At 56.4% G+C, this 6289-nt stretch carries 7 protein-coding genes; 6 read left to right on the forward strand and 1 reads right to left on the reverse strand.

All coding sequences use genetic code 11. From position 1 onward, the window contains the following. On the reverse strand, nt 1-189 hold a 189-nt coding region (locus BHV64_RS08830), incomplete at its 3' end, for a hypothetical protein (protein ID WP_288115750.1). Between the two features lie 327 nt (nt 190-516). Between BHV64_RS08830 and BHV64_RS08835 the strand changes: the two genes are divergently transcribed. From BHV64_RS08835 to BHV64_RS08860, 6 genes are all read left to right on the forward strand, one after another. Then, the gene (locus BHV64_RS08835) at nt 517-756 is read left to right on the forward strand and encodes a helix-turn-helix domain-containing protein (protein WP_015546687.1); all 240 of its coding nucleotides are present in this window, start codon (nt 517-519) and stop codon (nt 754-756) included. Between the two features lie 12 nt (nt 757-768). Next, nucleotides 769-1587 (forward strand): endonuclease/exonuclease/phosphatase family protein, encoded by an 819-nt coding sequence (locus tag BHV64_RS08840; protein WP_015546686.1) that lies wholly within the window; start codon nt 769-771, stop codon nt 1585-1587. A gap of 165 nt (nt 1588-1752) precedes the next feature. Continuing rightward, a complete protein-coding gene (gene ppdK / locus BHV64_RS08845) occupies nt 1753-4482 on the forward strand; it encodes a pyruvate, phosphate dikinase (protein WP_015546685.1) in 2730 nt (909 codons plus the stop codon). Between the two features lie 180 nt (nt 4483-4662). Then, complete coding sequence (locus BHV64_RS08850) at nt 4663-5124, forward strand: outer membrane beta-barrel protein (RefSeq protein WP_147620342.1); 462 nt, start codon at nt 4663-4665, stop codon at nt 5122-5124. A 376-nt stretch (nt 5125-5500) separates the two neighbouring features. Continuing rightward, nucleotides 5501-5665, forward strand: a complete 165-nt coding sequence (locus BHV64_RS08855; protein ID WP_254886389.1) for an Arm DNA-binding domain-containing protein — start codon at nt 5501-5503, stop codon at nt 5663-5665. A gap of 246 nt (nt 5666-5911) precedes the next feature. Further along, entirely contained in the window at nt 5912-6034 is a 123-nt protein-coding gene (locus BHV64_RS08860) for a hypothetical protein (RefSeq protein WP_288115751.1), read from the forward strand. Nucleotides 6035-6289 lie beyond the last annotated feature (255 nt).

The following is a 6289-nucleotide window of genomic DNA, read 5'->3' on the forward strand; positions in this document are numbered from 1 at the left end:
CATTCGAAAGCTTCTACAGGGCGAACCGAAACGAAAAACAGCCTGATTGTCAATACCACTACGCTTATTTGCCCGTTTTGAGGATTTGTTGTACTTTTGGTGGCAAAAGGTACCCAAAACCATCCGCATGTCGCTTTCGCGGGAACGTTGTTTGGCATCGCTAAAACGGGCGCCTTCGCGGGTTTGCAAGCAAACCGGCCCCGTTTTTTAACGCTCCGCCTGCACAACGTTCTTTTTCCGCTCCAAGCGAGAATGCGGCGGTTTAAACCGCTCGCAAGGGCGGTCGTAGGCTTCTGTGCTTCCCACTTGTCCCGGACGCATCCCTCCCGGTGCGGATAATCTTCCGGGCGCACCGCGCCCGTCGTTCGCCCCCAGGGGGGAGGCTGGGGCGAACGAAACACAAAATGTCCATAAATCCGATAAAAGAGATAAAACATCTACCTATACGTAAGCGAATTTAAGTTATAACTAAACTTTCACTCTGGCATCTTTTTTAGTTTTACAATATTTAAACAGATGTTTGTGAAACCGAAAAGCGCGTTCGATAAATACGTCAGTGCAGCTGTCCGCAAAGAGCGGATGGCTCAACGTGTTTCACAAGCGACTTTAGCCTACGGAATCGGGGTGAGCGACGGATTTATCAGCCAAGTGGAAAGCCCCAAAAGTCCTTCGAAATACAACCTCAACCACATCAACGAAATCGCCAAATTCCTCGGCTGCTCGCCCCGCGATTTCCTGCCCGAACAACCTCTCTAAACCAGCGGAACCATGTGGCTGCGTCTGCTGATAATTCTCAATTTTTCATTCTTAATTTTTAATTGCCACTCTTACGGGCAACGCCCCATAGGAATCGCTTTCTACGACGTGGACCGGATTTACGACACCGTCCCGGCGCTTTTCTACGACGACGCAGACTACACGCCCGAAGGCCGTCTGCATTGGACCGCAGAGCGTTACGCGCGTAAAATCCGCAACACGGCTGCCGTGATCGACTCGATGGCCCTGCCCCTGGTCGCCCTGTGGGGCGTCGAAAACGAACAGGTCGTGCGCGACATCGCCGCCGCCTGCCGGGGCGACTACTCCTACCTCCACCGCACGCTCAATTCGCTCGACGGAATGGATTTTGCGCTGCTCTACTACGGGGACCTCTTCTACCCGACCCGCGACGAGCCGGGACGCCGCTACCTCTACGTCGAGGGCGAACTCGGACGCGACACCGTGGGGCTGGCGCTGTGCGGCGACGCACGCATGGCCCAATGGGTCGTGCGCGACCTGCGTGCGGAGCGTCCGCACGTGAAACTGATCGTGCTGGGACGCTCGGATCTCCCCGACCCCGGACGCTGGGGACTGCGCGACGCGACCCGGCGCGCCGAACAGGCCGGACGGGGCACGGTACGGCGCGGCGGACGGTGGCAGATGCGCGACCGTATCCTCGCGGACACGGCGCTGACCACCTCGGAGGGCGACGTTTTCGCACGCCGCTATCTGGTTGACCAAAAGAGCGGTAACCCCCTCACGACCTACTCCCGCGGGGTTTATCGCGGCGGCTACGGTTATTCGCTTCCGGTATTCATTTACATCCGGTAGAATTTTTTGGATATTTCGAAAAGTTTTCGTATTTTCGCAATCCCTTCGACGGAAATGCATTTTACGGATGCGGTAACGGAAACGTCACCGCAATTTTTCGGCTTTAAGGGTGAGGTAAAAGAAAAAATTTTTATATTTATACTATAATTCAAAACCAAAAAAGTTATGGCAGACGTAAAACGGGTCTATACCTTCGGCAACAAAGAGGCCGAAGGAAACGGCAAAATGCGTGAACTGCTCGGCGGCAAGGGTGCGAACCTTGCGGAGATGAACCTTATCGGCATCCCCGTGCCCCCGGGATTCACCATCACCACGGAAGTGTGTGCGGAATTCTACAAGCACGGCAAAGAGGCCGTCATCGAGATGCTCCGCCCCGAGGTCGAAAAGGCGATGAAGAACATCGAGAAACTGACCGGCATGAAATTCGGCGACAAGGAGATGCCGCTGCTCGTATCCGTACGTTCGGGCGCACGCGCCTCGATGCCCGGCATGATGGACACCATCCTCAACTTGGGCATGAACGACCAGGCCGTGGAGGCCGTGGCCAAGCGCACGGGCAACCCGCGGTTCGCCTGGGATTCGTATCGCCGCTTCGTACAGATGTACGGCGACGTGGTGCTGGGCATGAAACCCGTTTCGAAGGAAGACCACGACCCGTTCGAGGTGATCATCGAGGAGCAGAAGGCCAAGAAGGGCGTGAAGAACGACACCGACCTGACGACCGACGACCTCAAGGAGCTGGTGAAGAACTTCAAGGCCGCCGTGAAGAAGCAGACCGGCGAGGATTTCCCGACCTGTCCGTGGGACCAGCTGTGGGGAGCCATCTGCGCCGTGTTCGGATCGTGGATGAACGAACGCGCCATCCTCTACCGCAAACTCAACAACATCCCCGCCGAGTGGGGCACGGCCGTATCGGTACAGGCCATGGTATTCGGCAACATGGGAGAGAATTCCGCGACGGGCGTAGCCTTCTCGCGCGACGCCGCAACGGGTGAGAACCTCTTCAACGGCGAATACCTGATCAACGCCCAGGGCGAGGACGTCGTAGCCGGCATCCGCACCCCGCAGCAGATCACCATCGAGGGTTCGAAGCGCTGGGCCGTGGCCCAGAAGGTTTCGGAGGAGGAGCGCAAGGCGAAGTTCCCCTCGCTCGAAGAGGTGATGCCCGAGGTTTACAAGGAGCTGGACGAAATCCAGCACCACCTGGAGCAATACTTCAAGGACATGCAGGACATCGAATTCACGATTCAGGACGGCAAACTCTGGATGCTCCAGTGCCGCAACGGCAAGCGCACGGGCGCGGCGATGGTCAAGATCGCCATGGACATGCTGCGCGAGGGTCTGATCGACGAGAAGACCGCCGTACTGCGCTGCGAGCCTGCGAAGCTCGACGAACTGCTCCACCCCGTCTTCGACAAGAAGGCCATCGCCAATGCGCAGGTCATCACCAAGGGCCTGCCCGCATCGCCGGGAGCCGCCACGGGTCCCGTGGTGTTCTTCGCCGAGGACGCCGAGAAGGTGCTGGAGAAAACCGGCCAGCGCGCCATTCTGGTGCGCATCGAGACTTCGCCCGAGGACCTCAAGGGCATGCTCGACGCGGCAGGTATCCTGACCGCACGCGGCGGCATGACCTCGCACGCGGCCGTCGTGGCCCGCGGCATGGGCAAATGCTGCGTATCGGGCGCCGGCGAATTGCAGATCGACTATAAAGCCCGCACGATCCAGGTGAACGGATTCACCGTGAAGGAGGGCGACTGGATCTCGCTCAACGGCTCGACGGGCGAAGTATACCTCGGTCAGGTAGCCACCAAGGCCGCCGACCTGAGCGGCGACTTCGGACAGCTGATGGACCTCGCCGGAAAATATTCGGTGCTGAAGGTCCGCGCCAACGCCGACACCCCGAAAGACGCCGCACAGGCATTCGCCTTCGGCGCCGAAGGCATCGGACTCTGCCGCACGGAGCACATGTTCTTCGAGGGCGACCGCATCAAGGCCATCCGCGAGATGATCCTCGCCGACGACGAAGCCGGACGCCGCGTGGCGCTGGCCAAGCTGCTGCCGATCCAGCGCGGCGACTTCGAGGGGCTGTTCAAGGCCATGAACGGCTACCCCGTGACGGTGCGCCTTCTGGATCCCCCGCTGCACGAGTTCGTTCCCCACGATGAGAAGGGCCAGAAAGAGATGGCCGCCGAAATGGGCGTGCCCCTCCAGAAGATCGTCGCCAAGGTCGAGTCGCTGGCCGAGTTCAACCCCATGCTGGGACACCGCGGTTGCCGTCTGGGCAACACCTACCCCGAGATCACCGAGATGCAGGCCCGCGCCATCATCGAGGCGGCCATGAACGTCAAGGCCACAGGCATCCCCGTTCACGTGGAGATCATGGTGCCGCTGGTGGGCAACCACAAGGAACTGCGCTACCAGAAGAACATCATCGACACGACGGCCGAGCAGGTGTTCTCGGAGCGCAACGACAAGATCGACTACATGGTCGGCACGATGATCGAGGTTCCGCGCGCCGCCGTGACGGCCAACCAGATCGCCGAAGTCGCCGAGTTCTTCTCGTTCGGAACCAACGACCTGACGCAGATGACCCTCGGATTCTCGCGCGACGACATCGGCAAGTTCCTGCCGGTATATCTGGAGAAGGGCATCCTGAAAAACGACCCGTTCCAGATCCTCGACCGCAACGGCGTGGGCCAGTTGATCCGCGAAGCCGTATTCAAGGGCCGCGGAACCCGCGAAAACCTCAAATGCGGTATCTGCGGCGAGCACGGCGGCGAACCTTCGTCGGTGGAGTTCTGCCACTACGCAGGTCTGAACTACGTGAGCTGCTCGCCCTTCCGCGTGCCCATCGCACGCCTGGCGGCCGCACACGCCGCACTCAATCAGAAGTAGCATTTCACGCCCCCTCGGGGCGACACACTCCGGAGGTCCGCGCACGATTGTCGCGGACCTCCTTTTTATTTATAAAAAAGTCGGGTTCATTGAATATATTTGGCCGCAATCGGGAAATTTCCTATATTTGTTTTGGCAAACAGTTTGAAATAACGTTTATTCAATATAAAAAAACGAAACATGAAAAAAATTCTTTTAACGGCGATCGTCGCGCTGTTCGCAGTAACGGCAGCATCGGCGCAGGACAAAGGCAACTGGGCGCTCGGCCCGCGTATGAACATCTACACCAACACGGGTGACGCCGTGGTGGGTCTGGGTGCATTCGGACGTTACAGCTTCACGGACAACTGGCGTATCGAACCGTCGCTGACGGCGCTGCTGCACAGCGGCTGTTCGATCGACATCAGCGTCGACGCGCAGTACGTCTTCCACTTGGGCGAAGGCTGGAGCGTTTATCCGGCAGTGGGTTTCACGGCCAATGACATCGGCAAGTGGGCCGCAGGCCTGAACATCGGCGGCGGTTTCGACTTCGAGGTAGCCCGCAACTGGGACCTTTCGGCCGGCCTGAAATGGCAGCCCATGTTCGACGACTGGCGCAAGAACCCCGTAGTCATCAGCATCGGCGCGGCATACAAGTTCTAACCATAGACGCCTGAAAACAGCGACCGGACCCGATTCATTTCGGGTCCGGTATTTGTAGGTAAACGAAAGTGCAGAAAAGAGTAAACAACCTGGTTACAGGTATTTAACTTTCTCTTCTGCATATGCTCCGAACAATAAAAAAGCAGAATCGGGCAGGTTTAACGGTGAGTTTCGTTACTTATCCGTTACCTGCCCGAAATGCTTTGATTTGCATTTAAGGCAGTATTTTTCAGCGTGTTGCATCGAATTTCTGCATAACAAACAACTTGACTTAACGTTTAACAAGCCACAAAGTTCAGGTTATTATGCAACGCAGTACTTTCAAAGTCCTTTTCTACGTGAAAAGGCAGTCCGAAAATCGAGTCAGGTTCCCGTCATGGGCCGCATTACGATCAACGGTACGATGTCGCAGTTCAGTTGCAAACTCACCGTTCGTTCTTCTCTTTGGAATGCCAAGGCGAACAAAGCCTCCGGCAAAAGCCTCGAATCGCAGTGCGTCAACGAGAAACTGGAAAATATCAAGACCAATATCCACAAGTAGTATCAACGCCTCTGCAACCGTATGTTACGGCCGAAAAGGTATGCAATTTCGGGTAAAACTTTTTCCCGTCGCCGAAATGATCTACGACCGTTATAAAGACCTGCATCTGGAAGGTAATAAGGTCTTCCCGATCAAACGCTACTACAAGACGATGAACATGTCCTTACGACATGTTGCAAACATGCGGCACACCTTCGCACGACGGTTACGCTTGCGCAGGGCGTACCCCTGGAAACCGTCAGCAAGATGCTGGGACATAAACGGATCACCACGACCCAAATCTATGCTAAAATCACCAATGACAAGATCGGGCAGGATATGGCGGCATTGAGCGAGAGGCTCGACAGCGTCTTCAAGATCGCGCAGTAACCCGGCGCGATCCCGGAATAGCGCATATCTAATATCCTCGGAATTTATTTCCGCCGACAGGCAAATAAGTGGTGATTACCAACGATTAGCATATATCATCAACGATTATCAAGGCGTTCATTTTGAGCGCCTTTCTTTTTAGCCTTATAAGCGATGGTTATCGTTTATAGGGCTTTTTCAGCTCATTTTTGTACCGCATTTGTTGCTCGCTTGTTACTCTCCGATTTTAGGTCGGAAAGGTCGTGGACACACTGG

Source organism: Alistipes sp. 56_sp_Nov_56_25, from assembly GCF_001915285.1.
GTDB classification, from domain to species: domain Bacteria; phylum Bacteroidota; class Bacteroidia; order Bacteroidales; family Rikenellaceae; genus Alistipes; species Alistipes shahii.

Excerpts from the sequence above, each read along its gene's own strand:
- BHV64_RS08835 (WP_015546687.1), top strand. The coding sequence starts at position 517 with ATGTTTGTGAAACCGAAAAGCGCGTTCGATAAATACGTCAGTGCAGCT.
- BHV64_RS08840 (WP_015546686.1), top strand. The coding sequence starts at position 769 with ATGTGGCTGCGTCTGCTGATAATTCTCAATTTTTCATTCTTAATTTTT.
- ppdK (WP_015546685.1), top strand. The coding sequence starts at position 1,753 with ATGGCAGACGTAAAACGGGTCTATACCTTCGGCAACAAAGAGGCCGAA.
- BHV64_RS08850 (WP_147620342.1), top strand. The coding sequence starts at position 4,663 with ATGAAAAAAATTCTTTTAACGGCGATCGTCGCGCTGTTCGCAGTAACG.
- BHV64_RS08855 (WP_254886389.1), top strand. The coding sequence starts at position 5,501 with ATGGGCCGCATTACGATCAACGGTACGATGTCGCAGTTCAGTTGCAAA.
- BHV64_RS08860 (WP_288115751.1), top strand. The coding sequence starts at position 5,912 with ATGCTGGGACATAAACGGATCACCACGACCCAAATCTATGCTAAAATC.